Origin of the sequence: Lonsdalea quercina subsp. quercina (genome assembly GCF_000688695.1) — a bacterium.
GTDB classification, from domain to species: Bacteria; Pseudomonadota; Gammaproteobacteria; order Enterobacterales; family Enterobacteriaceae; genus Lonsdalea; species Lonsdalea quercina_D.
On record NZ_JIBQ01000002.1, the window covers coordinates 1 to 24,785 of the forward strand.

General features: G+C 56.3%; 22 protein-coding genes. 3 read left to right on the forward strand and 19 right to left on the reverse strand.

All coding sequences use genetic code 11. The annotated features are described in order from the left end of the window. Positions 1 to 433: 433 nt before the first annotated feature. The 6 genes from hemG to ubiD form a co-directional block, all read right to left on the reverse strand. Positions 434 to 973 carry a menaquinone-dependent protoporphyrinogen IX dehydrogenase gene (gene hemG / locus SB13_RS00145; RefSeq protein ID WP_026738406.1) on the reverse strand — a complete coding sequence of 180 codons (540 nt, stop codon included), beginning with the start codon at positions 971 to 973 and terminating at the stop codon, positions 434 to 436. Between the two features lie 20 nt (positions 974 to 993). After that, positions 994 to 2,445 carry a Trk system potassium transporter TrkH gene (trkH, locus tag SB13_RS00150; protein WP_026738407.1) on the reverse strand — a complete coding sequence of 484 codons (1,452 nt, stop codon included), beginning with the start codon at positions 2,443 to 2,445 and terminating at the stop codon, positions 994 to 996. Positions 2,446 to 2,490: 45 nt separating this feature from the next. Further along, positions 2,491 to 3,105, reverse strand: coding sequence for an IMPACT family protein (locus tag SB13_RS00155; protein WP_026738408.1), 615 nt, complete (start codon positions 3,103 to 3,105; stop codon positions 2,491 to 2,493). Continuing rightward, a complete protein-coding gene (gene pepQ / locus SB13_RS00160) occupies positions 3,105 to 4,436 on the reverse strand; it encodes a Xaa-Pro dipeptidase (RefSeq protein ID WP_026738409.1) in 1,332 nt (443 codons plus the stop codon). Before pepQ ends, SB13_RS00155 begins: the two co-directional genes overlap by 1 nt. Positions 4,437 to 4,689: 253 nt before the next feature. Next, the gene (fre, locus tag SB13_RS00165) at positions 4,690 to 5,391 is read right to left on the reverse strand and encodes an NAD(P)H-flavin reductase (protein WP_026738410.1); all 702 of its coding nucleotides are present in this window, start codon (positions 5,389 to 5,391) and stop codon (positions 4,690 to 4,692) included. A 54-nt stretch (positions 5,392 to 5,445) separates the two neighbouring features. After that, positions 5,446 to 6,942 carry a 4-hydroxy-3-polyprenylbenzoate decarboxylase gene (gene ubiD / locus SB13_RS00170; protein WP_026738411.1) on the reverse strand — a complete coding sequence of 499 codons (1,497 nt, stop codon included), beginning with the start codon at positions 6,940 to 6,942 and terminating at the stop codon, positions 5,446 to 5,448. 123 nt (positions 6,943 to 7,065) lie between these two features. On the opposite strand from ubiD, the gene rfaH reads away from it, so the two are divergent. Then, on the forward strand, positions 7,066 to 7,554 hold the full coding sequence (gene rfaH, locus SB13_RS00175; RefSeq protein ID WP_026738412.1) for a transcription/translation regulatory transformer protein RfaH: 489 nt from the start codon (positions 7,066 to 7,068) through the stop codon (positions 7,552 to 7,554). A gap of 12 nt (positions 7,555 to 7,566) precedes the next feature. Here the strand turns inward: rfaH and hemB are convergent, their stop codons facing one another. From hemB to argC, 12 genes are all read right to left on the reverse strand, one after another. After that, positions 7,567 to 8,589 carry a porphobilinogen synthase gene (gene hemB / locus SB13_RS00180; protein ID WP_026738413.1) on the reverse strand — a complete coding sequence of 341 codons (1,023 nt, stop codon included), beginning with the start codon at positions 8,587 to 8,589 and terminating at the stop codon, positions 7,567 to 7,569. Positions 8,590 to 8,593: 4 nt separating this feature from the next. Then, positions 8,594 to 9,388, reverse strand: a complete 795-nt coding sequence (gene tatD / locus SB13_RS00185) for a 3'-5' ssDNA/RNA exonuclease TatD (protein WP_026738414.1) — start codon at positions 9,386 to 9,388, stop codon at positions 8,594 to 8,596. A 138-nt stretch (positions 9,389 to 9,526) separates the two neighbouring features. Then, entirely contained in the window at positions 9,527 to 10,288 is a 762-nt protein-coding gene (tatC, locus tag SB13_RS00190; protein WP_026738415.1) for a Sec-independent protein translocase subunit TatC, read from the reverse strand. A 3-nt stretch (positions 10,289 to 10,291) separates the two neighbouring features. After that, the gene (gene tatB, locus SB13_RS00195; RefSeq protein WP_026738416.1) at positions 10,292 to 10,825 is read right to left on the reverse strand and encodes a Sec-independent protein translocase protein TatB; all 534 of its coding nucleotides are present in this window, start codon (positions 10,823 to 10,825) and stop codon (positions 10,292 to 10,294) included. A 3-nt stretch (positions 10,826 to 10,828) separates the two neighbouring features. Beyond that, positions 10,829 to 11,089 carry a Sec-independent protein translocase subunit TatA gene (gene tatA / locus SB13_RS00200; protein WP_026738417.1) on the reverse strand — a complete coding sequence of 87 codons (261 nt, stop codon included), beginning with the start codon at positions 11,087 to 11,089 and terminating at the stop codon, positions 10,829 to 10,831. A gap of 78 nt (positions 11,090 to 11,167) precedes the next feature. Continuing rightward, positions 11,168 to 12,805: a ubiquinone biosynthesis regulatory protein kinase UbiB gene (ubiB, locus tag SB13_RS00205; RefSeq protein ID WP_026738418.1), complete on the reverse strand. Its 1,638-nt coding sequence runs from the start codon at positions 12,803 to 12,805 to the stop codon at positions 11,168 to 11,170. Next, positions 12,802 to 13,410 carry a ubiquinone biosynthesis protein UbiJ gene (gene ubiJ / locus SB13_RS00210; protein WP_026738419.1) on the reverse strand — a complete coding sequence of 203 codons (609 nt, stop codon included), beginning with the start codon at positions 13,408 to 13,410 and terminating at the stop codon, positions 12,802 to 12,804. Before ubiJ ends, ubiB begins: the two co-directional genes overlap by 4 nt. A gap of 14 nt (positions 13,411 to 13,424) precedes the next feature. Continuing rightward, a complete protein-coding gene (gene ubiE, locus SB13_RS00215) occupies positions 13,425 to 14,180 on the reverse strand; it encodes a bifunctional demethylmenaquinone methyltransferase/2-methoxy-6-polyprenyl-1,4-benzoquinol methylase UbiE (RefSeq protein ID WP_026738420.1) in 756 nt (251 codons plus the stop codon). 158 nt (positions 14,181 to 14,338) lie between these two features. After that, a complete protein-coding gene (gene rmuC / locus SB13_RS00220; protein ID WP_036150945.1) occupies positions 14,339 to 15,847 on the reverse strand; it encodes a DNA recombination protein RmuC in 1,509 nt (502 codons plus the stop codon). Positions 15,848 to 16,017: 170 nt separating this feature from the next. Continuing rightward, positions 16,018 to 17,391 (reverse strand): argininosuccinate lyase, encoded by a 1,374-nt coding sequence (gene argH / locus SB13_RS00225; protein ID WP_026738421.1) that lies wholly within the window; start codon positions 17,389 to 17,391, stop codon positions 16,018 to 16,020. Between the two features lie 117 nt (positions 17,392 to 17,508). Continuing rightward, the gene (gene argB / locus SB13_RS00230; protein WP_026738422.1) at positions 17,509 to 18,282 is read right to left on the reverse strand and encodes an acetylglutamate kinase; all 774 of its coding nucleotides are present in this window, start codon (positions 18,280 to 18,282) and stop codon (positions 17,509 to 17,511) included. Positions 18,283 to 18,305: 23 nt separating this feature from the next. After that, positions 18,306 to 19,310, reverse strand: a complete 1,005-nt coding sequence (gene argC, locus SB13_RS00235; RefSeq protein ID WP_026738423.1) for an N-acetyl-gamma-glutamyl-phosphate reductase — start codon at positions 19,308 to 19,310, stop codon at positions 18,306 to 18,308. A gap of 206 nt (positions 19,311 to 19,516) precedes the next feature. On the opposite strand from argC, the gene argE reads away from it, so the two are divergent. Together argE and ppc are read left to right on the forward strand one after the other, a co-directional pair. Continuing rightward, complete coding sequence (gene argE, locus SB13_RS00240; protein WP_026738424.1) at positions 19,517 to 20,668, forward strand: acetylornithine deacetylase; 1,152 nt, start codon at positions 19,517 to 19,519, stop codon at positions 20,666 to 20,668. A 528-nt stretch (positions 20,669 to 21,196) separates the two neighbouring features. Then, positions 21,197 to 23,836 (forward strand): phosphoenolpyruvate carboxylase, encoded by a 2,640-nt coding sequence (gene ppc / locus SB13_RS00245; protein WP_026738425.1) that lies wholly within the window; start codon positions 21,197 to 21,199, stop codon positions 23,834 to 23,836. Positions 23,837 to 23,988: 152 nt separating this feature from the next. On the opposite strand, the gene SB13_RS00250 is transcribed toward ppc, so the two are convergent. Then, the gene (locus tag SB13_RS00250) at positions 23,989 to 24,771 is read right to left on the reverse strand and encodes a tyrosine-protein phosphatase (protein WP_026738426.1); all 783 of its coding nucleotides are present in this window, start codon (positions 24,769 to 24,771) and stop codon (positions 23,989 to 23,991) included. Positions 24,772 to 24,785: the final 14 nt, after the last annotated feature.

Here is a 24,785-nt window from a genome sequence, read left to right on the forward strand (position 1 = left end):
TAGGCCTGCCGCCAGCGTTCAATCTGAGCCATGATCAAACTCTTCAATTAAAAGCTTGATTTGCTAAGTTAATAGCGATGCTCAAAGAATTTACTGTTTATTCGTAATGAATTAACTGTTGTTCACTCTTCAAGACTTTTTCGTATCTAGTTGCGATAGTGTCTTGTGAGTGCCCACACAGATTGTCTGATTAAATTNTTAAAGAGCGTTTCGTTGCCGCCGTGGCGACTAACGTGAGGCCGCGTATATTACACTTACCTCATTCAGAGTCAACGACTTTCTTCGTTTTTCTCCGACTGTCACCGCGTTGCGTTGTCCGCTGTGCCGTGTCAGTGGGAGCGCATTATAGGGAGTTATTTCGGGCTGACAAGCGCTAAATGCAAAAAGATATTCAAGCGAGTCTTTTTCCATCAATGCGTTGCAATAATCCTCATTATGCCTTTTTTTTCAGCGTTAATTGCCCGAATTGCTGAGCGAAATCGCGGACCTGATGCCAGTCGGTATATTCAATCTCACGTGAGGTATCCGTTTCCCCGCCCGTCATTCGCATAATCAACTGAATCATGACGCGGTCGAACCATCGATAACGGGGGTAACGCAGCGCCCCGGCAAATACCGCCCCTAAATCGGGCTTCCAAGGACAACGAGTTAGAAACTTGCGCGTATAAGCATTGGTTTGCACCGTGCTTTTTTCAGGTTTACGCGCCGTAAGGTTCACCGAAAAGAAAGCGCTCGGCTTATTTTGCAGTAAAACCAGGTTGCGCTGGATAAACTGGTCCAGCGCCGGCGCAAAATGTCCATAACGCACGGATGCCCCCAAGAGAATTTTCTCGTACTGGGCAAGTTCAACCTTATCGGCATCGTCAATATTGACGACATCGCATTCTTGCTTCTCTTTCAGTTCATCGGCAATGACATTTGCTATCGCCTCTGTTTGGCCATCTGTACTGGAAAACAGGATCAATGCTTTCATTCTAAGGAAACCTCTTTTTGTTATTCCCGCCAGAAGGTCGGCGTAAACAGCACCAACAGCGTGAATACCTCGAGACGGCCAAACAGCATCGTCAATATAAGTATCCATTTTGCAGCATCATTCATTGAGGTGAAGTTGTCCGCCACCACGCCCAGACCGGGACCAAGATTGTTTAGCGTAGCTGCAACGGCGGCAAACGCCGAAAAATCGTCAACGCCGGTCGCGATAACGGCCAACATACTGACGATAAAGACCAACGCATAGGCGGAAAAGAACCCCCATACGGCCTCCAGTATTCTTTCTGGCAAAGCGCGCTGTCCCAGCTTGATGGTATAGACCGCATTGGGATGAACCAGCCTTTTAAGCTCGCGCGACCCCTGTAAGAACAGCAGCAAGATACGGATCACTTTAAGTCCGCCGCCCGTTGAACCTGCGCAACCGCCGATAAAGGCCGCGCACAGGAGCAACACGGGCAGGAACAACGGCCAATGTGAAATGCTGTCCGTCGTAAACCCGGCGGTCGTCGCCATCGAAACCACCTGGAAAAACGCCTGATTCAGCGTATCTATCCCCGAGCTGTACACATTATGGAACCACAGAACGACGGTACAAACGGCTACCAGCGACATCTGGACGAAAATGAACATGCGGAATTCGGGATCGCGCCAATACACTTTCAGGCTGCGGCCGCTCAATACCGCGAAATGAAGGCCGAAGTTACAGCCTGAAATGAGTAGGAAAATCGCAATAATGGTATTGATGGTAGGACTGTTGAAGTAGCCGATGCTCGCATCATGCGTAGAGAATCCCCCTATCGCAATCGTCGAAAAACTGTGACCGATGGCGTCAAAGACCGGCATTCCCGCTAACCATAGAGACAACGCACACAATACCGTCAGCAACAGGTAAATCAGCCACAGCGTTTTCGCCGTTTCGGCAATACGGGGCCGCATTTTGTTGTCTTTGAGCGGGCCGGGCATTTCTGCGCGATAGAGCTGCATTCCCCCTACACCCAAAATCGGCAGGATGGCCACCGCCAACACGATAATCCCCATCCCGCCCATCCACTGCAACATCTGACGGTAGAACAGGATAGCTTTAGGCATCGAATCCAAACCAACCAGTGTCGTCGCCCCGGTCGTCGTCAGTCCGGAAAAGGATTCGAAGAACGCATCCGTTATTGTTAAGTTTGGCCGGTCGGTAAACAGGAAAGGCAGCGCCCCGACGCTTCCCAGCACCGTCCAGAACAGCACGACAATCAAAAAGCCTTCTCGCGCTTTAAGCTCATGGCGATGCTTGCGGTTGGGGAACCAGAGCACCAGCCCGATAATCAACGCGGCGATAAATGTCTGCGTAAAGGCTTTACCCGCGCCGTCGCGATAAATCAGCGCCACCAGGCCAGGGATAAACATAGTGCCGGAAAAGAGGATGACCAGCAGGCCAACGATGCGGGTTATGGCGCGCAAGTGCATTACAGGGCCTTCCTTAACAAAAAGTTCAATGAGTTCGCGCTGGGATTATTGTGAAATTGGCAGTAATTGCAACGCACCGCGACTAATATCTCGTAATCGGCGATCGGCCTCATCGGTGGCGTGTAAAGGCAACGCCAGTTGAAGCCTGACGTCAGCGCCATACTCCGTCGAGACAATCTGCCCTTCCAACTGACGCACGATGACTTCGACAGGCGCCAATAAGGGATAATCACACTGAAGTCGATACTCTCGTAGCAGTACCCGCTGTGTAAGCGTGACTTGCTTTAACGCCTGCTGTATACCGCCGCCGTAGGCTCGTACCAACCCGCCAGTGCCAAGCTTGACGCCACCGTAATAACGGACGACGACGGCCGCCACCTCGCCGATACCGCTGCCCATGAGCTGAGCCAGTATCGGTTTGCCCGCCGTGCCCGCCGGTTCACCATCATCGGAGAAACCCAACTGTTGGGAATCATCGGGCGCGCCCGCCACATAGGCCCAGCAGTGATGAACAGCCGCAGGATGCTGCTCCCGCTGGGCAAGAATAAAGGCTTTTGCCGCCTCTACGCCGCAAGCAGGGCTTATCACGCTGATAAAACGACTTTTTTTAATTTCTTCGCTGACGCTGACCTGCTCAGCGGGTACCGGATAAGAAGACATCAGTCCAGATTCAGCGCGCGAGTCAGGTTTTCAATGCGTTTGTCATGGATGACGACGTTATCTTCGATGCGGATACCGCCCGCAGGTCGCAGCGCATCAATCTTCTGCCAGTTGAAGTGCTGACGAAGAGCGCCGGCGCGCCAAGGTTCCAGCAGGGAATCGATGAAGTAGAGTCCAGGCTCGACAGTCACCACCATTCGGGGCTCCAGCATTCGCGTGCAACGCAAATAAGGATAGCACTCGGGCGCGGCCAGCGTGGTGCCCGCATCGTCTTGCATAAACCCGCCGACGTCATGGACCTGCAGCCCCAGAAGATGGCCGAGTCCGTGGGGCAAAAACGGTCGCGTCAGCCCCTGTTCAACCATCGCTTCCTCGCTAAGGCCGCCCACCAGCTTGTGTCGCTTCAGCAGTCCGGCAAGCCGACGATGCATCTGTTCATGGTATTCGGTATAGCGCACGCCCGATTTCATCGTATCAATCAGCGCTCGCTGTTCCTGGTTGAGATCTTTGACCAACGCGGCAAAATCGCTGTCATGCTGAGCGGCATAGCTACGGGTGATATCCGCCGCATATCCGTTGTATTGCGCGCCGGCGTCAATCAGGAAACTGCGGGCTTCCCCCGGCACTTGATGCTTCAGTTGGGTGTAGTGCAACACCGCGGCATGCTCGTTCAGCGCCACTATGTTGTCATACGGCACGTCGCTATCGCGGTGGCCGGTCGCCGTGAGGTACGCAAGGTTGATGTCAAACTCGCTCATGCCGGACTGAAACGCTTCCAGCGCGGCGCGGTGACCTGAGACGGCGGTTTTCTGCGCTTCACGCATGCAAGCCAGCTCGTAATCGGTTTTGTAGGCGCGATAATAGTGAAGGTAGTTCAGCACGCGTTGGGGATTGATGTGCTCAGGGGTCATGCCGAGTTCGGCTGCACGTTGTATGGCGCTGCCGATATAGCCCACATTCTGACGCGGCACAGGCAGCGCGTGCCCGATATCGTCAGCCTCTCGAAACACCTGGATGTCGAACTCTTTCGTCCAGAAGCTATCCGGCAGCGGAGAGACGCTGTGCCAAAAATCTACGGGAGAATGGAACCATAACCGCGGCTTNTTTACTCCGTCGACCCATAGCCAACAGTTCGGCACCTGCGTCACCGGCAGCCACGCTTTGAAATGCGGATTCACTTTGAACGGATAGTCGTGGTCGTCCAGGAACAGCGTCATCAGCTCCCCGGAGTGGATCAGCAATGCGTCCAGATTGCCGCGTTCAAGCGCCGCCTTCGTGCGTTCTTGCAGCGTCACGACATGTTGATGATACAAAGAGGCCAGCGATTCCATCAGTATCTCCATCTACCACAGCGTATTTTTATGTTAACACAGCGCTAGGGATCCGGCAGTGTCGCCCCCTGACGCCAGCAGAACAACGTCTAGTCTTTCCTCGCTCCCGCAATCAATCTTAATAACGCCGAGAACAAAACGCACAGCGGGATGCGCCGGAGAACAGACAATCAGCACCGTGCACACGGAAGCAAGCAATAAATAGCAAACCGGCCCCGTCATAGACGGAGCCGGATATCGCGAAAGGAAGGCCTTAAATGAAGGAGAACGCGTCGCCGAACAGATGTTCTTGCTGCGCGCCACGCTCATTACAGAAACGTTCCCGCGCGACTTTCGCCATTTCGAAACGACCGGCGATGTAGATGTCATGGTCAGCCAACGAGCCGAAGTCTTGCAGCACCGCGCTCAGCACCGTGCCGGTGCGACCTCGCCAGCCGTCTTCCGCCTGTTCAACCACCGGCACAACCTGCAGATTGGGGTGTTGTTCCGCCAACGACTCCAGCGCGCCCAAATCATAGAGATGTTGAGGTTCCCGTCCGCCCCAATAGATAGAGACCGGACGCTGGGGCTGATGAGCCAGCACGGTCAGCAAAATCGAACGGACATAGGAAAAACCGGTGCCGCCCGCGACCAAAATCAACGGACGATCGCTGTCGTCTCGCAGCCAGGCCTCGCCGTGTGGAACATCCACTTCCAGAGTGTCTTCTTTCAGGATGCGATCCATGACGGCCATCGCGTAAAGGTTCATGTCCGACGCCCCGATATGCAACTCGATAAAATCGGTATCCATCGGCGTCGATGCGATAGAAAACGGACGCTTGTCCCGCTCGTCCATCACTACCATCAGATACTGGCCGGCACGGAAGGAAAACGGGGCTGAAGGTAATAAACGAACCCGATAAACCGTATCGGTGATCGTTTCTACTGATGTTACTTTACAGCTCAATGTTGTCATGCGTTCCCTCTGTAGGGTCATCAAAGCGAAATGGGGAATGACGGCAACGGTCGATTAGCGCCGTTTTCCGCTGTCATCGAAAATGGCTAACTCATCCCAGATGGCATCGATACGAGCCACGACCTGCGGATCTTTGGTTATCGGTTGGCCCCACTCTCGTTGGGTCTCGCCCGGCCATTTATTAGTTGCATCCAGCCCCATTTTGGAGCCAAGTCCGGAAACCGGAGAAGCGAAGTCGAGATAGTCGATGGGCGTATTTTCCACTAACAGCGTATCTCGCGCCGGGTCCATCCGCGTCGTGATCGCCCAAATGACATCTTTCCAGTCACGGGCGTTAATATCATCGTCGCAGACGATAACAAATTTGGTGTACATAAACTGCCGCAGAAACGACCACACGCCCATCATCACTCGTTTGGCATGCCCGGCGTACTGCTTCTTCATAGTAACGACCGCCAGACGGTAAGAACACCCCTCCGGCGGTAGATAAAAGTCGACGATCTCTGGAAATTGCTTTTGCAGCAACGGCACGAAAACTTCGTTCAACGCCACGCCCAACACCGCCGGCTCATCCGGCGGACGGCCGGTGTAAGTTGAATGGTAGATGGCGTTCTGGCGCTGGGTCACGTGCGTCACCGTGAAGACCGGGAACTTATCGACTTCATTATAGTAGCCGGTGTGATCGCCGTAGGGACCTTCCTCGGCCAACTCTCCCGGCTCAATGTATCCTTCCAGCACAATTTCCGCGCTGGCTGGCACTTCTAAATCGCAGGATAGACATTTCACCACCTCGGTTTTATGGCCGCGCAGCAGTCCGGCAAACGCATATTCGGATAACGAATCCGGCACCGGCGTCACCGCACCGAGGATGGTCGCCGGATCGGCTCCCAACGCCACTGCGACCGGGAAGCGTTCACCAGGATGTTCCTGACACCNCTCCTGGAAGTCCAGCGCGCCGCCCCTGTGAGACAGCCAGCGCATGATCAGCTTGTTTTTACCTAGAACCTGCTGGCGATAGATCCCCAGATTCTGCCGCTCCTTAAACGGACCCCGGGTGACTGTCAGTCCCCAGGTGATCAGCGGCGCCGCGTCGCCAGGCCAGCAGTGCATCACGGGAATGCGCGTCAGGTCCACATCGTCGCCCTGCCATACATTTTCCTGACAGGCGGCGGACGACACGCGCTTAGTCGGCATATTCAGTACCTGACGGAAACGGGGAAGCTTGTCCATCAAATCACGGAATCCGCGTGGAGGTTCCGGCTCTTTCAAAAATGCCAGCAGTCGGCCGACATCCCTTAGAGCGCTGACGTCATCTTGCCCCATCCCCAACGCGACGCGTTTCGGCGTGCCGAACAGGTTGCATAGCACCGGCATATCGTAGCCGATCGGGTTTTCGAACAGCAGCGCCGGGCCTTCGGCTCGCAGAGTACGATCCGCAATCTCGGTCATTTCAAGATGAGGATCGATGGGCTGGGTAATGCGTTTTAACTCGCCCTTTTCTTCGAGAAGGGAAAGGAATTCACGTAAATCACGGTATTTCATGCTGTTCATCAGGACGTTCGGTGGTGCAGTTATTATAAAGTTTCTTCTACAAACTGTCGCTTCCTGCGGGCGCTATTTATCCCGTGCCGCTTTTGTTATTCTTGCCGAAAATTGCAATAGATTAGTGAAATTATGGAATCCTGGTATCTACTTTACTGTAAGCGCGGGCAGCTGTTGCGGGCAAAAGAGCATCTGGAACGTCAGACGGTCAACTGCCTGAGCCCGATGATTACCGTTGAAAAGGTTGTACGCGGAAAACGTACCGAGGTCAGCGAACCGCTGTTTCCCAATTATCTGTTTGTCGCTTTCGATCCTGAACACATTCACACCACCACGATTAGCGCGACGCGCGGCGTCAGCCATTTCGTCCGTTTTGGCGCGCTGCCCGCGACGGTGCCTCAGGGAGTGATTGACGAACTAGCCCTGAACCCGACGTTAGTGATGACGGACCCGGAAACCCCGCAGCCGGGCGATACCGTGACGATTACGGAAGGGACATTCAACGGGTTGGAAGCCATCTATGCGGAGCCCGACGGCGAGGCGCGTTCCATGCTGCTGCTTAACCTGCTGAATAAACAGGTTAAGCAGAGTATTGATAACCGCCAGTTTAAAAAATGCTGACGGCGATTGCCGTTAGCGCTGCAGAGATTCCTCACGCAACCACTGCGCCACGCGTTTCGCGAAGTAGGTCAATACCCCATCCGCTCCGGCGCGTTTGAAGCACATCAGTGATTCCATCACCACCGGTTGCTCCTGCAGCCAGCCATTCTGAATCGCCGCCATCTGCATCGCATATTCACCGGAGACCTGATAGGCGAACGTCGGCACCCCGAAGGTGTCTTTCACCTGACGGACCACATCGAGATACGGCATACCCGGCTTCACCATCACCATATCTGCGCCTTCCTGAAGATCCTGGGCGATCTCCTGCAGCGCTTCCGCACCGTTCGCCGGATCCATCTGATAGGTTTTCTTGTTACCGCCCTTCAGGTTGCCGGAGGAACCCAACGCATCTCGGAAAGGTCCGTAAAAACAGGAGGCATACTTGGCGGAATACGCCATGATCTGAGTATTAACCAGCCCCTGAGTTTCCAGTTGGTTACGAATGGCGCCGATGCGGCCGTCCATCATGTCGCTAGGGGCAACGATTTCCGCGCCCGCTTCCGCGTGAGACAGCGCCTGGCGAACCAGGATGGTTTTCGTGATGTCGTTTACGACATAGCCGTCGTCGTCGATGATCCCATCCTGACCGTGGGTGGTATAGGGGTCCAGCGCCACGTCAGTCAGCAGTCCCAGCTCAGGCACCGCGGCCTTCAACGCACGCACCGCCCGCTGTACCAACCCGTCCGGGTTGTAGGACTCTTCCGCATGAAGCGACTTCTTATCCGCCTCGATTACGGGAAAGAGCGACAACACGGGAATACCCAGTTTGGCGACGATTTCCGCCTCTTTCACCAGTTCGTCTATCGTCAGGCGATACACGCCCGGCATAGATGGCACTTCCTGACGCGTCGCTTTGCCTTCCATGACAAACACAGGGTAGATAAGGTCGTTTACGGTCACCTGATTTTCGGCCACCAAGCGGCGGCTGAAGTCATGACGACGCAGTCGGCGCAGACGTCGTCCAGGGAATGCGCCGGGAAAAGCAGTGCTCATAGAATTATTCTCCAGTCGAAGCCAGCCGGAAAATCCGGCGGGCATTGTCATCCGTCATCGCACCCAGCCAAACGGCGTCTTGTCCGCGCCAGGCGGCTACCTGCCGGACAATATGGGGAAGATGACAGGGCTCATTACGTCGGGAAGTGGGTTTAGGCTCTAAATCCCGCGGTAGCAAGTAAGGCGCATCCGTTTCCAGCAGTAGCCGCTCATCCGGAATGTGCGGCAGTAGTTCGCGCAGCGCCAGACCTCGGCGTTCGTCGCAGACCCAGCCGGTGATGCCAACCATCAGTCCGGCATTCAGGCAGTCGCTCAACGCCTGACGATCGCCCGTAAAGCAGTGAACGACGGCGGCAGGCACTTTATCCAGCCACGGTTGCAGCAACGCCATAAAACGTTCGTGCGCATCACGGCAGTGCAGAAACACCGGCAAAGACAGTTCGGCAGCCAGCGCCAATTGGGCACTAAATGCGTGTTCCTGCTGCTCGGGGGAAGAGAAGTTGCGGTTAAAGTCCAGACCGCATTCGCCAATAGCGACAACTTTATCGCGCTGACCCAACCTGTGAATTTGCTCAGCCACTGTTTCTGTCCAGGTGCTGGCGTCGTGTGGATGAACGCCTGCGGTCGACCAGCAGTAATCGGGAACGGCTTCGCTGAATGCCAGCGCCTGTTCGCTTTCCTCGGCGCTGGTGCCGGTAATCAGCAGGCCGGTGACGCCAGCCTCGCGGGCGCGCCGCACCACCTGTTCGCGATCTTTATCAAACTGTGAGCTGGTGAGGTTAACTCCAATATCAAACATCGACGTCAGTCCTGCGGTTCACATCTGTGTCCCATGTGTCACGAGACGCTTAAAAAACAACACCTCTCGGCGAGAGGTGTCCAATATGACGTTTTGACCGCGCTGGGGCGGCACCGGGCTTTCCGGCAATCGCCGCCGTTACGGCGCAGGGTCTTCCTGGTTTTCCTCGTCATTTCGACGTCCTTTGCCAACGTAGAAGCGGGCAAAAAAGACCCCTATCTCGAACAACAGATACATCGGTATCGCGAGAAGAGTTTGGGAAAAGACGTCTGGCGGCGTCAGCAGCATACCGACGACAAATGCGCCAACCAGTACATAAGGACGTTTCTGCTTTAGCTCTGCCGGCGTCACCACACCGCTCCAGCACAGCAGCACAATAGCTACCGGCACTTCGAACGACACGCCAAACGCCATAAACAGCGCCATGACGAAATCCAGATAATTGTTGATGTCGGTCGCGATCATCACGCCGGCGGGCGCAGTCTGGGCAAAAAAACTGAATGCCAACGGAAATACGATGAAATAAGCGAAGGCCATGCCGAGATAGAACAACAGGCTGCTGGAGAATAACAGCGGCATCATCAGGCGACGTTCATGCTTGTACAGCGCCGGCGCAACAAAGGCCCAAACCTGATACAACACCAGCGGCGCAGAAGCGAACACCGAGACAATCAGGGTCAGTTTGATTGGGGTAAAGAACGGCGAGGCGACATCGGTCGCAATCATGCTGGCGCCAGCGGGAAGCTGTTTGATTAACGGTGCGGAGACAATCTGATAGATATCGTTCGCAAAGTAGACCAACACGACAAAGACTGCCAGAACACAAAGAATACTATTCAACAACCGCTTACGAAGCTCGATCAAATGGCTGATCAGCGGCTGGGTTTCATCAACGGCCATAGATTAATGATCATCACGTGGTTGAGAGGGAGACGAGGGTGTCGCAGCGGGCGAAGGGGTTTTCGCCTTGCCGGACTCGCTGGCAGTGTTATCAGCAGTCGGGCTTTGGGCCACGGCGGATTTTTCCACCGCAGTGGGCACCGTCGTCGTTTCGTGCTCGATAACCCCATCGTGGGCGGCTTCGGGGTCATTCAACGGCTGGCTCGGCGCGTCGCTTTTCTTTTCTTCGCCTAGCTGGTCCACCGTGTACGTCCGCTTCATGGAGTCCGCCGCTTCCTTTAGCTCATCCATGGAGGCTTTTAGCTCAGGCGAGAGATTCTGCAGGTTGCTGGCCTGTTCCACTTTCTTCAGGCTGTCCTGCAACTCTTGCAGCTTCATTTCCTGAACCAGTTCGTTTTGCACCGATGATGCCAGAGAGCGTAAAGCGCGAATCCAGCCCACCACCGTTTTTACCGCCACGGGAAGACGCTCCGGACCTAATACCACCAGTCCAATAACCATCACCAACAGCAGTTCGCTAAAGCCAATATCAAACACCGATTACACCCGCTCTTTTGACTGACTCTTTTCTTCCTGCTTCGTTTCCGGCTGCTGTTCAGCGACGGTTTTCGTGTTGAAATCCGCATCCTGCTGCTGCGCCTTTTCATCCGAGGCAGACGTTTGATCGTCGCTCATAGCTTTCTTGAAGCCTTTGATGGAAGCGCCCAGATCCGAACCCAGCGTTCTTAATTTGTTGGTTCCGAACAGCAACACCACGATGACTGCGATGATCAATAAATTCCAGAGACTAATACCGCCCATGTCACTACCTCTTATGCAAGGGGATTATCAAACTGCCGTGTTTTATAACGGCAATCATGCTACTGATTACGATCTTATTCAACGCGTACAACGCCATCCTACGATCCAGGCGACAATCCCGGCGGCGATCATACCGGAGGGCACAATGTTCGCTTCGATATGGCTGGCCAGCAACACGGTACCGCTCACCAGCAGCGCCGCGCCAACGCCCAAAAGATAACGCGACTGGCCTTGCCGCACCCGCTGAACACGCAGCTCATCCGCTAAATGTTCCATACTCTCTCGCAGCTTTTTGTGCTGGCGAAGTCCGTCGTAGAGCAGTTCAGGAATTTCAGGCAGTTTTTCCGCCCAAAACGGGGCTTTTTGTTTGAAAGCCCGCACCATGGCGGGTATGCCCACTTGGTCTTTCAACCAGGTTTCCAGAAATGGCTTGGCTGTTTTCCATAAATCCAACTGCGGATACAGCTGACGCCCAATGCCTTCGACGTACAGCAGCGTCTTCTGCAGCAAGACCAGCTGCGGCTGAACTTCCATATTGAAGCGTCGCGCCGTGTTGAAGAGGTTCAATAATACATGACCGAAAGAAATTTCCGCTAACGGCTTTTCGAATATGGGCTCACAGACGGTCCGAATCGCGAATTCGAACTCTTCGACATTGGTATCCGCAGGCACCCAGCCGGAATCGACATGCAGCTCGGCCACGCGGCGGTAGTCGCGGTTGAAAAAGGCGATAAAGTTTTCCGCCAGATAGCGTTTATCTTCCTTGTTCAAGGAGCCGACGATGCCGCAATCGATGCCGATATACAGGGGATCTTCAGGGTGTTCGTAGCTGATAAAAATGTTGCCGGGATGCATGTCGGCGTGGAAGAAACTGTCGCGAAAAACCTGTGTGAAGAAAACCTGAACCCCGCGTTCCGCCAGCAGCGGCAGGTTCACGCCGTGCGCTTTCAACGCGTCCATATCCGACACCGGGATCCCGTAAATCCGCTCCATCACCAGCACCCGTTCGGTGCAATAGTCCGAGTAGACTTCCGGCACGTAAAGCAGCCCGCTGTTTTCGAAGTTGCGTCGTAGCTGAATGCCGTTGGCGGCTTCTCGCAGGAGGTTCAACTCATCCAGCAGCGTTTTTTCATACTCACGCACCACTTCACGAGGCCGCAGACGACGGCCATCCGGCATCAGTAGCGGCAGCCAACTGGCCAACCGTTTCATCAGCTTGATGTCCGCCTGAATGACGGGAAGGATATCCGGGCGAATCACCTTGATGACGATATCTTTGCCCGTCGATTTCAGCTTCGCCGTATGCACTTGAGCGATGGAAGCCGAGGCCAGCGGTTTGGCGTCGAAGTCATCGAACCAGTTTTCCAACTTGCCGCCCATCGACTTTTCAATTTGCTGGCGCGCCAGCTCTCCGTCGAAAGGTTCGACCTGATCCTGCAGTTTCGCCAGTTGATCGGCGATGGCGGGAGAAAACAGATCGCGTCGGGTAGACATCATCTGGCCGAATTTGATCCAGACCGGCCCCAGATCTTGCAGAGCCAGCCGCAGACGTTCCCCCAGCGGTTGATTCTGGTGCCGATTAGGTAACCAGAACAGCAGACGCCGCACGAAACGGACGGGAAGGGTTAGCGGCACGCGTGGGATCAGTTCGTCAAGTCCGTAGCTCAGCAATACCCAGACAATACGATAAAGGCGAATTAATTCCCCCGGCGTCATCGCGTTTCCTCCAGTTTTGACAGTCTTTCAGACAATGCGTCCACCTCGTGGTCCAAGGCCTCGACTTCATCCCCAAACCACGTCGCCTCCAGTTTTCCCGGAAGCAGCCGCCACTCTTCAGTCAGCGTTTCCGACAAATAGTGCCGTTGACGACACAGGATCCCACTGACGGCGCCGACCGTTTTACGTGCAGTCTGGCTCAGCCCTTCCGCAGCTATATCGCCCACGTAAGGCGATAGCCATTCAGCCGGGTCGATTTCTGCCAGATCGAGAAGAGCGATGAATTGCTGAGCCACCTGTATATCGCCTTCCAGCGTCAGCTCGCCGCTGCGCATGAGCGCGGACAGCTGCTGGCGATCGCGCAATTGGATCAGCGCGGACAGTTGAGTCACCAGCCGACAGTCCGGCGTCGACGCCCACTGGCTGACGACGTCCAGCCGCTGTTCGCTGAAAATCAGCACCAGCGGCGCACGCAGCTCGGCGATATCGATACGCAGCGTTTTTCCATGCAGGCGCTGACGGGCCGCCTTCATGCTTCGATCACGAAACAGTAACTGATTGAGCGCCGTTTCCAGCGCAGCCGTCAGTACAGGCATTATCCGCATTGGCATGTCCAGACTCAGAATTTAAACCCGCGATGCAGGGCAACCACCCCACCGGTCAAATTGTAATAATTGACGTTGTCGAAGCCAGCGTCGACCATCATGGACTTCAGCGTGTCCTGGTCCGGATGCATGCGGATAGACTCAGCCAGATAGCGGTAGCTGCCCGCGTCGCGCGCCACCATTTCGCCAATGCGCGGCAGCACGTGGAAGGAGTAGAGGTCGTAGACTTTGCTCAACGCTTTCGTCGTCGGTTTGGAGAACTCCAGCACCAGCAGACGACCGCCCGGCTTCAATACACGAAACATGGAGCGCAGGGCCTGCTCTTTTTCGGTGACGTTGCGCAGGCCGAAAGAGATAGTGATGCAATCAAACGTGTTGTCAGGGAACGGTAAGGCTTCCGCATTCGCCTGCACGTAGCTGACGTTGCCGATAACGCCTTTGTTGCGCAGTTTCTCGCGGCCGACCTGCAGCATGGAGGCGTTGATATCCGCCAGTACCACTTCTCCTTCTTCGCCGACAAGACGCGAGAATTTCGCCGTCAGGTCGCCGGTGCCGCCGGCCAAATCCAGTACGCGTTGACCGCGATGTACGCCGCTGCATTCGATGGTAAAGCGTTTCCAGATACGATGGATGCCGAAAGACATCAGGTCATTCATCAAGTCGTACTTTGCCGCCACAGAATGAAAAACGTCAGCCACCATGGTCTCTTTATCGTCTTTCGCCACGGTGCGATAACCAAAGTGCGTTGTTTTCTCCGAATCGTCTGCCATGTTATCCGCCTGCTATTGTCAAAATCCGGGTTTCCCCACTTACGAAGAGTGTAACAGACCCAGGTTAAAAGCCACTGCCCTTCTTTGCCGCCGCGGGCTGATGCGCGCGGGCGGGGTGCCGCCGAACGCCAAAAGTCTACACCCCCTGAATAGGCGCGCTAACCGGATTTTTCGTCATGAAACGTTTCATTCGGCACGTCCTCATCGGTATGGCACTCCACGCTCATCACGTCCGTATCCGACATCAGCGACGTTTTGATGGGCCGTTTCACTTCCACGCCCAGCGAACGAAATCCTTCGGCCTGCCCGATCAGGTTTCCGCGGCCGGATGCGACTTTTTTCATCGCCTGATGATAGCTGCTCTGAGCCCGATCCAGATTCTGTCCTAACGTCGTCATATCGTCGACGAACAACCGCAGTTTGTCGTATAGACGGGAGGCCCGCTCTGCGATTTGCTGCGCATTACGGCTCTGCTGCTCGTAGCGCCACAGGTTATTGATAGTGCGAAGGGCCACCAACAGCGTGGTCGGGCTGACCAGCATGATGTTGTTTTTGAGCGCCTCGGTGATCAGCTCCGGCTGCCGGTCGATGGCCAGCAAGAATGCGGGCTCCACCGGAATAAACATCAACACATAGTCAAGCGAACGCAAGCCCGGAAGCTGCTGGTAATCTTTGCTGCCCAGCAACCGTATGTGGCTACGAATAGAAACCAGATGTTCATTGAGCGCAGCGCTTCGATCGAGCTCGTCTTCGCTATTGAAATAGCGTTCGTACGCTACCAGCGACATCTTGGCGTCGATCACTACGTCTTTCCCATGCGGTAAACGGACGATAACATCCGGCTGCATCCTGCCGTTGCTCCCCGTCTGTATGCTGACCTGCGTTTGATATTCGTGCCCTTCCCGTAGCCCGGAGCTTTCCAGCACCCGGCTCAGAACGACTTCGCCCCAGTTTCCCTGCGTTTTGTTGTCGCCTTTCAGTGCCTGAGTCAGATTGACGGCTTCCTGCGCCATTCGGGCGTTGAGTTGCTGAAGATTGCGGATTTCGTGCGCCAGCGTATGACGCTCGCGCGCTTCTTCGCCAAAGCTGTCCTGTACCTGACGGCGAAAGCCATCAAGCTGTTCCCGCAGCGGCGTCAGCAGCCGGTCCAGACTTAACTGGTTTTGCTGGTCGACCTTGCGACCGCTCTGCTCGAAAATACGATTGGCCAGATTTTCGAACTGCGCCGACAGGCGTTGCTCGCTGTTGATCAGCAGGCGCTGTTTCTCTTCCGCCGCCAGCCGCGTCTCTTCCAGCCGGATCGTCACCTCACGCAGTTCCGCTTCCTGAGCGCCATTCGCCTCTCGCAGCGCGCGCAGCTCCTGGTTCAGCTGTTCGCACTCGGCTCGCAGCGCCGTCATCTGCAACAGTTTTTCCTGACCTGCCGCCAGCTGACCGTGTAAAAGCCGCAGCTCGCGTTCTTGATCGTTTAACCGAGTCTGATCCTGCTGACGCGCCTCTCGGCTCTCGCTCAGGGCCTGATGCGCCTGCTGCAGAGATTGCTCCTGCAACTGACGTTCGGTTTCATAGCGCGCATGACGCTGCTGTTGTAACAAACTCGCCACCAGCCAGCCGATCATCAGACCGACCACGCCTCCGCCAATGCCGTAAAAAAGGGTGATTGCCACACCGCCTCCGGGTTCTCTTGCCGCTGCCCGTCAAGGTAAAAGCATGCTGTATGGATGTCCAGAAAGGATTCAGGTCATGGCCGTGATTTGAAAGAAAAAAAGGGGGAAATGCGATACGGATTCAGGAGTGGAATGAAACGGAGGCGGACAGAATCCGCCTCCTTGATGCATCAGGATAAGCTGTGTTTGGCAACCGCGATAGCCGCAGCCACCTGCTGCGGAGACACGCCGCCTTGCGCCGCGCGCTTATCCAGACAGGACTGCAGCGACAACACGGGGTACACGTCGTCTTCAATGACTCCGCTGAACGTTTTCAGTTCGGCCAATGACAACGCTTCCAGCGCTTTTCCCTGACGGATGGCTTCCACCACCGCTTCGCCCACGATGTGGTGCGCTTCGCGGAATGGGACGCCTTTAGCGACCAGATAGTCCGCCAGTTCGGTGGCGTTGGCATAGCCTTGCTCTGCCGCTTCCTGGCAACGAGGACGCTTAACCTGAATACCTTCCAGCACCAACGCGGCCATCATCAGGCTGTCATGCCAGGTATCCAACGCAGCGAACAAGCCCTCTTTGTCTTCCTGCATGTCTTTGTTGTAAGCCAGCGGCAGTCCTTTCAGCGTGACCATCATGCCCGCCAGCGCGCCCTGTACGCGTCCGCATTTACCGCGGATCAGCTCCAGCGCATCCGGGTTTTTCTTCTGCGGCATCAGGGAAGAGCCGGAAGTCACGCGGTCGGACAACTCCACAAATGCCGCTTCCCCGCTGTTGAAGAAAATCAGGTCTTCGGCGAAACGAGACAGGTGCACCATGCCGATCGACGCGTTGGACAACAGCTCCAGCACATGGTCGCGGTCTGATACCGTGTCCAGACTGTTACGTGTCGCGGAGGCGAAGCCAAGCCAGCCGGCCAACTGTTCACGGTCGATAGGATAGGCCGTCCCCGCCAGCGCGCCGCAGCCCAGCGGACTGACGTCCAGACGAGCCAGCGTATCGGCTAAACGGCTTTCGTCACGCGCCAACATCTCGTGATAGGCCAGACACCAGTGAGCAAACGTCACCGGCTGAGCACGCTGGAGATGGGTGTAGCCCGGCATGACCGCATCCTGATTCGCCTCCGCCGTCGCTACCAGCGCCTCACGCAGATGCCGAATAGTCTCCGTCAGTTCATGGATTTGCGCTTTGCACCATAGCTTAAGGTCCGTCGCGACCTGATCGTTACGGCTACGGCCGGTATGCAGTTTTTTACCCAGATCGCCCACCTTTTCAATCAGGCGTTGCTCCACCCAACTGTGAATATCTTCGGCATCGCTTTGCAAAATGGCATGAGGATCGGCCTGAACTTCCTTTAGCAGAACCGTTAAGGCCTGCTCCAACTGCTGCTGTTCCTGTTCGCTCAGGACATTGACCGTCACCAGCGCTTTAGACCACCCGATGGAGCCCGTGATGTCCTGTTCCGCCAAACGGTAATCAAACCGCAGTGAATCGTTGAACTGTTTGAAACGTTGATCTGCTGCCTGACTAAACCGTCCGCCCCACAAAGCCATAACTTTAACTCCCGGTATTCAAATGATGACGAGCGGATGGCGCTCCATCGCCCGCCAGAAAGACTGTCTTACGCCGACTCGTCCGGCAGGGCGAGTCAGGTGTCGATAAACTCGGCATCACGCCAAAATACGCGTGCCGATAGAGACGCCGTTAAACAACGCCGGCAGTTGCTCGGCATGACGCCAACTGGCGATATCCACAGGACGCCCCAGTACGCGCGCGGCGTCCAGCGCGGCGTTGACCTTGACCACCATGCCGTCTGTGATGATGCCTTGGGCGATCAACGCCTCGGCTTTCTCCGCCGTCATCTCTTCGATGCGCTGGCCCTTGCCGTCCAGAATGCCGCTGACGTCAGAGAGCAAAATTAGGTCCGCGCCCAGTGTCTGAGCCAATGCCGTCGCCGCCTGGTCGGCGTTGACGTTCATGAGTTCACCTTCCGCGGTAATGCCGATGGAACTGATGACCGGCAGATAACCGGCCCCCAGTAGCGTTGTGAGTAAAGCGGGAGAACCCGCTTCCGCCTTGCCGACATGACCCAGCGCTTCATCCAGCCGCGTCACCACCGTACTGCCGCCGTCAGCCAGACACAACCCGACGGCCTGAATGCTATGCTTTACCGCCCATGACAGCAGCGTTTTGTTGGCGGACCCCGCCAGCGCCCCGGTGATGATGTCGATCTGATCCGCAGGCGTGACGCGCAAACCCTGCTTTTTCACGACGGGCAGCGACAGCTTTTTCATCAGGTCGTCGACCAGACAACCGCCGCCGTGCACGATGACCAGAGGGCGCTGATGCTGCTGACGATACTCAACCAGCGCGTCGAACAAACGCTCCAGCGCCTCTTCACTATCCAACAGTACGCCACCTAGCTTGATAATTAACGGATTCATGGGTCTTTGCGCCTCAGAAATAATCAGAGTAAGGACTGGGTTTCAGGGAAACCAAAACGAATATTCATGCACTGTACCGCCTGCGCCGCTGCGCCTTTCAGCAGGTTGTCTTCGGTGGATACGACGATCAAATGTTCATCCTGCACCGAGAAACCGATATCGCAAAACGGCAGGCCGACCACGGACTTCAACGCCGGAACACCTTTAGCGTAGAGCCGGACCAGCGGCTTGTCGTGGTAGGCGTTGTAGTAGGCTTCAGCCACGTCCTGTGCGGTCACGCCGGGACGCAGACGGCAGGTAATCGTTGCCAGAATACCGCGCGGGAAATTGCCCAGATGCGGGGTGAAAATCACCGGAATCCCCAGATGCGCGGCAATTTCGGGCTGATGTCGATGGGTGAAGAGCCCGTAGGGCTGCAGGCTGACCTCGCAGAAGCTGTTGGTCATGGTGGCCTTGCGTCCGGCGCCGCTAACGCCGCTGGTGGCGTCGATCACGGGCCACTGGTCGGTATTCAGCAGACAGCTTTCCACCAGCGGCTTCAGCNCCAGCTGAGAGGCCGTGGGATAGCAACCCGGCACGGCGATCAGCTGCGCCTGTTTGATCTCTTCAGCCTGCCACTCGGCCAGCCCGTACACGGCCTGCGCCAGCCAGTCGGCATGCTGATGGTCGAAGCCGTAATAGCGGCTGTAAAAATCGGCGTCCTGCACGCGGAAGGCGCCGGACAAGTCGAACACGGTGCAGCCCGCCGCCAGAAATTGCGGCGCCAGATCGTGGCTCACCTTGTGGTCGGTGGCTAAAAATACCACGTCGACGCCTTTGGCCGCGTCGGCAACGTCGGTGAGCGGCTGGACAGGCAAGTCGATAACGCCTTTAAGCTGGGGATGCAGATCGGAGAGTGATTTTCCCGCATCTACACTTTGCGCTGAAACCGCCAAAGCGGTTATGTTCATCTGAGGGTGACGGTTCAGGTACAGTGCCAGCTCCGCGCCGGTATAACCACTTGCACCAACTATCAACGTATTCAACATGAGATCCGTATACCTTTGTTATATCGCGATCGGTGAGACGAGAGCCGGGGACTGATGCGGATAAGCCGCTCCCCCCACGATGCCAGAAAAAAGCATAAGCGCGGTCCGCGCCGCAGTTTGTGATTTTCTTTCACCTGGCAATAATGTATTTTTATTCACAAAAAATGCATGAATATTGATACTATTCAAACCAGAGGCTGTCAACAGTGAAGATGAATTTACCCCCTTTTATTGAGCTGTACCGGGCATTGATCGCTACGCCATCCATTAGCGCCACCGATAGCGATCTGGACCAAAGTAATGAAACATTAATCAACCTGTTGGCAGGCTGGTTTACCGATCTGGGCTTTCACGTTGAAGTGCAACCCGTACCCGGAACGCGCCATAAATTCAACATGCTGGCGCGCCGGGGAGAAGGCAGCGGCGGTCTGCTGCTGGCGGGTCATACCGACACCGNGCCGTTCGACGACGGGCGCTGGACGCGCGATCCCTTCACCCTGACCGAACACGACAACCGGCTGTACGGTCTGGGCACCGCCGACATGAAAGGGTTCTTCGCTTTCATTCTGGATACGCTGCGCGACATCGATCCGGCCACGCTAACCAAACCGCTTTATATTCTGGCGACGGCCGACGAAGAGACCACAATGGCAGGCGCCAAATATTTCTCCGAATCCACGCGCATCAGACCGGATTGCGCCATCATCGGCGAGCCGACCTCACTGCAACCGGTGCGCGCGCACAAAGGCCACATGTCCAAAGCGATACGCATTCAGGGCCAGTCTGGTCACTCCAGCGATCCGGCGCGCGGGGTCAACGCCATTGAATTAATGCACGAGTCCATCACTCACCTGATGACATTGCGCAATACCCTGCAAGAGCGCTATCACAATCCCACATTCCATATTCCCTACCCGACGATGAACTTCGGGCATATTCACGGCGGCGACGCGGCCAACCGCATCTGCGGCTGTTGCGAACTGCATATGGATATCCGCCCGCTGCCCGGCATGGCGTTGAACGATATCAACGGCCTCGTGACCGAGGCGCTGGAGCCGGTCAGTTCCCGCTGGCCGGGGCGCTTGACCATCAACGAACTGCATCCGCCCATTCCCGGCTATGAGTGTCAGGCCGATAGCCCTCTGGCGCAGGTGGTGGAAAAGTTATTGGGACAACCGACGGAAGTGGTGAACTACTGTACCGAAGCGCCGTTTATCCAGCAGCTTTGCCCAACGTTGGTGCTCGGCCCCGGTTCTATCAATCAGGCACATCAGCCGGATGAGTACATCGATACGTCGTTCATCAAGCCGACACGTACGCTGATCGCACAGCTAATTCATCGTTTCTGCCAGCACTAATCTCTCCGTCTTGCCTGTCATAGATAGGCAAGACGCGTTCCCTTCAACATCGGTAATTCTTCACGCTTTGCCTCTGCGCCTAACCGCTTGCGGCCTGGAAGCGCCAGCTTCAGCGCCTTCCGACAGATCGCTATGTAAAAATTTATTCTGAATAATCGCGAAATAAGCAGTTATGGACGCTATCAGAGCGGGTCATATGTGAAATAAAAAACCACAAAACACGCCCATGACGGCACGATTAATTACGTGAAAACACAAAAACCCTGCTGTTTTACGGGTTTTTACCCCTATAGGACATCTCGTCAACCCTTGTCCTATCTGGGTTTGTTTGACCTTAATAAGCTAGTCTTATCTTAGGGATCAGGCGATTAAATTTCGCAAATTGCCTTTTCCCTACAGAAACGGGTACAACTGTAAAGATAGTGCTCACCACAGACGGGCGCGATCCTCTATTGCCAGACAAAAACATCACTCCACTTTTAAAGCGTAATATTTTTACAGGACAACGAGAGACGGGTCAGGACAAATATGAATGAACAATATTCCGCAATGCGCGGCAACGTTAGTATGCTCGGCAAACTGCTTGGGGACACCATCAAAGACGCATTGGGAGAAAACATACTAGAGCGTGTTGAAACCATTCGAAAACTTTCCAAAGCCTCCCGCGCAGGCAGCAATGAACATCGACAACAGCTGCTGAATACGCTGCAAAACCTTTCTAACGAAGAACTTCTGCCCGTTGCGCGCGCTTTTAGCCAGTTTCTCAACCTGACCAATACCGCCGAGCAATATCACACCATTTCCCCGCACGGAGAGGCGGCCAGTAATCCGGAAACGCTGGCGCTGGCCATTCGCCGTCTGAAAGACAACAACAAACTGGACGAGAGCCAGATCCGCGAGGCCGTGGAATCGCTCTCCATTGAACTGGTCCTGACCGCGCATCCCACGGAAATTACCCGTCGTAGCCTGATCCACAAGCTGGGCGAGGTAAACCACTGCCTGAAACAGCTCGATCATGACGATCTGGCGGATTATGAGCACCATCAGATAATGCGCCGCCTGCGTCAGCTCATCGCCCAGTACTGGCACACGGACGAGATTCGTAAAGAGCGCCCAACGCCAGTCGATGAAGCCAAATGGGGCTTTGCCGTGGTTGAAAACAGCCTATGGGAGGGCGTCCCCGCCTTTCTGCGCGAGCTGGACGAACAGCTGGAGCGGGAACTCGGCTATCGTCTGCCGGTGGAGGCGACGCCTGTCCGATTCACCTCATGGATGGGGGGAGACCGCGACGGCAACCCTAACGTCACGGCGACGATCACCCGTCGCGTGCTGCTGCTGGGTCGCCGAAAAGCGGCGGCGCTGTTTTTGAACGACGTGCAGGAGCTGGTTTCCGAGCTGTCGATGTCCACGTGTACGCCCGAATTGCAGCAGCTGGCCGGCGGCGACAGCGTTCAGGAGCCGTATCGCCAGTTGATGAAGAGAATGCGCGCGCAGCTTGTCGCGACGCTAAACTATCTCGATACCCAGCTCGAAGGAAAATCCGCCTCCGAGCCGCAGAACCTGCTGGTCTGTAACGAGCAGCTATGGGATCCGCTGTACGCCTGCTACCGCTCTCTGCACGCCTGCGGCATGGGCATCATTGCTGACGGGCAACTGCTGGACACCATGCGCCGAGTACACTGCTTCGGCGTGCCGCTGGTCCGCATCGACGTCCGTCAGGAGAGCACCAATCACACCGAAGCGATCGCCGAAATTACCCGTTATCTGGGACTGGGCGACTACGAGAGCTGGTCGGAAGCCGATAAACAGGCGTTCCTGATCCGCGAACTGAACTCCAAACGTCCGCTATTGCCGCGCCAATGGCAGCCCAGCCCGGAAACGCAGGAAGTGCTGGATACCTGCCAGGTCATTGCGCAAACCCCGCAGAACGCCATCGCGTCTTACGTCATTTCGATGGCGCGCACGCCGTCCGACGTTCTGGCCGTCCACCTGCTGCTCAAGGAAGCCGGTTGTCCCTACACGCTGCCAGTGGCTCCCCTGTTCGAGACGCTGGACGATTTGAACAATGCCGACAGCGTGATGACGCAGTTGCTGAATATCGATTGGTATCGCGGCGTGATCCAGGGCAAACAGATGGTCATGATCGGCTATTCCGACTCCGCCAAAGATGCGGGCGTGATGGCGGCCTCTTGGGCTCAATATCGCGCGCAGGACGCGCTGATCAAAACCTTCGAGAAATACGGCGTAGCGCTGACGTTATTCCACGGACGCGGCGGCTCCATCGGCCGAGGCGGCGCCCCGGCGCATGCCGCACTGCTGTCGCAGCCGCCGGGAAGCCTGAAGGGCGGTCTGCGCGTGACCGAACAGGGCGAGATGATCCGCTTTAAATTCGGCCTGCCGGAAGTCACCGTCAGCAGCCTGTCGCTGTACACCTCCGCCATCCTGGAAGCCAACCTGCTGCCGCCACCGGAACCCAAGAACGAGTGGCACCACATTATGGACGAGCTTGCACGGACCTCCTGCGATATGTACCGCTACTACGTCCGCGAAAATCCAGAGTTCGTCCCCTACTTCCGAGCGGCAACGCCGGAACAGGAATTGGGCAAACTGCCGCTGGGCTCCCGCCCGGCCAAACGTCGGCCGAGCGGCGGAGTGGAAAGCCTGCGCGCCATCCCGTGGATTTTCGCCTGGACGCAAAACCGTCTGATGCTCCCGGCCTGGCTAGGCGCGGGCGCGGCTTTGCAGAAGGTGATGGATGACGGCAAACAGGATCAGCTGGAAGCGATGTGCCGCGACTGGCCATTCTTCTCCACCCGTATCGGCATGCTGGAAATGGTGTTCTCTAAAACCGACCTGTGGTTAGCGGAATACTACGATCAGCGACTGGTGCAGGAGAATTTATGGCCGCTGGGCCATCAGCTGCGCGCGCAGTTGGAAAAGGACATCAAAGCCGTGCTGACCATCTCCAACGACGACCACCTGATGGCGGATCTGCCTTGGATCGCGGAATCCATCTCGCTGCGCAACGTCTATACCGATCCGCTCAACGTCCTGCAGGCCGAACTGCTGCATCGCTGCCGCCAGCAGGAGACGCCGGACCCCGATGTCGAGCAGGCGTTGATGATCACCGTCGCCGGTGTCGCCGCGGGGATGCGCAATACCGGTTGATTCCGGGGAATCAAAAGACGGTGGAGCCTTCCGCCTGTCTGACCGAGACGACGCGTTTCACGCCGTCGTCTCGGCCCAGGCCTTTTCTCCACCTGCGGGCCNCCCCTGCCATTATCGTGCGGCAAGATCGGCCCGCCGTTTCGCTCGCGCGCTTAATCTAAATACCGTTCGCGCAAGCGTTCCCGCGCTGACGCATCCAATCCGTAATCCCGCATCAACCAGTCGTCTATCGAGCCGTGCCGCTCACGTATCGTACGCAGCGCCGTCTGCAGAAACTCCTCTCGAGCCGATAAAATAAAAGCGAACGGCCGCATTGCCGCCTCGCCGAACACGGGCGTCAGCTCCTCAATCAGGCGCTGGCGGAACGGCTCCAGCGTGGTTTCCGTCAGGAGATAATCGTCCATCACCGTCTGTTCATCCGCCCCCAGCGCGAATAACACCAGCGCAACGCCGACGCCGGTCCGATCCTTGCCGACCGCACAATGCTGGACCAACGCGCCCTCGTCCGGTGCCTGCAGCAACTGGACCAGATGGTGATAGGCGCTGTTATCAAACGGCAGCCGTTCATACACGGTGAGCATGAAAGCGCGCGCATCCAGCTCGGCCAGCTTCTCCGACCCCAGCGATTCAAGATTCGCCGTCACTTCATGACTCGGCGGGTTAGCCGGCACGGCATGATAGCTGACACCCGCCCACAGCCGATCCGGACGCAGCGCGGCCTCCGAGATATCGCGATAATCGACCACGTGCGCGACCGGCACATCGGCCAGATACGTGCGATCCTGATCGCTCAGTTCATCCAGCGCGCCAGCACGCAGCAGCTTGCCGGGGCGCACTCGCCGACCGTCGGCCGCGGCCAGGCCGCCCAGATCGCGAAAATTGATCCCGCCGTTCAGCGGCAGGACGGAAGGGTGCAGCGTCTTAGCTAACGTCATAGCGTTCCTTTAAT

Excerpts from the sequence above, each read along its gene's own strand:
- tatC (WP_026738415.1), bottom strand. The coding sequence starts at position 10,288 with ATGGCCGTTGATGAAACCCAGCCGCTGATCAGCCATTTGATCGAGCTT.
- SB13_RS00250 (WP_026738426.1), bottom strand. The coding sequence starts at position 24,771 with ATGACGTTAGCTAAGACGCTGCACCCTTCCGTCCTGCCGCTGAACGGC.
- tatA (WP_026738417.1), bottom strand. The coding sequence starts at position 11,089 with ATGGGCGGTATTAGTCTCTGGAATTTATTGATCATCGCAGTCATCGTG.
- rfaH (WP_026738412.1), top strand. The coding sequence starts at position 7,066 with ATGGAATCCTGGTATCTACTTTACTGTAAGCGCGGGCAGCTGTTGCGG.
- fre (WP_026738410.1), bottom strand. The coding sequence starts at position 5,391 with ATGACAACATTGAGCTGTAAAGTAACATCAGTAGAAACGATCACCGAT.
- hemG (WP_026738406.1), bottom strand. The coding sequence starts at position 973 with ATGAAAGCATTGATCCTGTTTTCCAGTACAGATGGCCAAACAGAGGCG.
- ubiE (WP_026738420.1), bottom strand. The coding sequence starts at position 14,180 with ATGGCAGACGATTCGGAGAAAACAACGCACTTTGGTTATCGCACCGTG.
- ubiJ (WP_026738419.1), bottom strand. The coding sequence starts at position 13,410 with ATGCGGATAATGCCTGTACTGACGGCTGCGCTGGAAACGGCGCTCAAT.
- trkH (WP_026738407.1), bottom strand. The coding sequence starts at position 2,445 with ATGCACTTGCGCGCCATAACCCGCATCGTTGGCCTGCTGGTCATCCTC.
- ppc (WP_026738425.1), top strand. The coding sequence starts at position 21,197 with ATGAATGAACAATATTCCGCAATGCGCGGCAACGTTAGTATGCTCGGC.
- hemB (WP_026738413.1), bottom strand. The coding sequence starts at position 8,589 with ATGAGCACTGCTTTTCCCGGCGCATTCCCTGGACGACGTCTGCGCCGA.
- tatD (WP_026738414.1), bottom strand. The coding sequence starts at position 9,388 with ATGTTTGATATTGGAGTTAACCTCACCAGCTCACAGTTTGATAAAGAT.
- SB13_RS00155 (WP_026738408.1), bottom strand. The coding sequence starts at position 3,105 with ATGTCTTCTTATCCGGTACCCGCTGAGCAGGTCAGCGTCAGCGAAGAA.
- ubiB (WP_026738418.1), bottom strand. The coding sequence starts at position 12,805 with ATGACGCCGGGGGAATTAATTCGCCTTTATCGTATTGTCTGGGTATTG.
- argB (WP_026738422.1), bottom strand. The coding sequence starts at position 18,282 with ATGAATCCGTTAATTATCAAGCTAGGTGGCGTACTGTTGGATAGTGAA.
- argH (WP_026738421.1), bottom strand. The coding sequence starts at position 17,391 with ATGGCTTTGTGGGGCGGACGGTTTAGTCAGGCAGCAGATCAACGTTTC.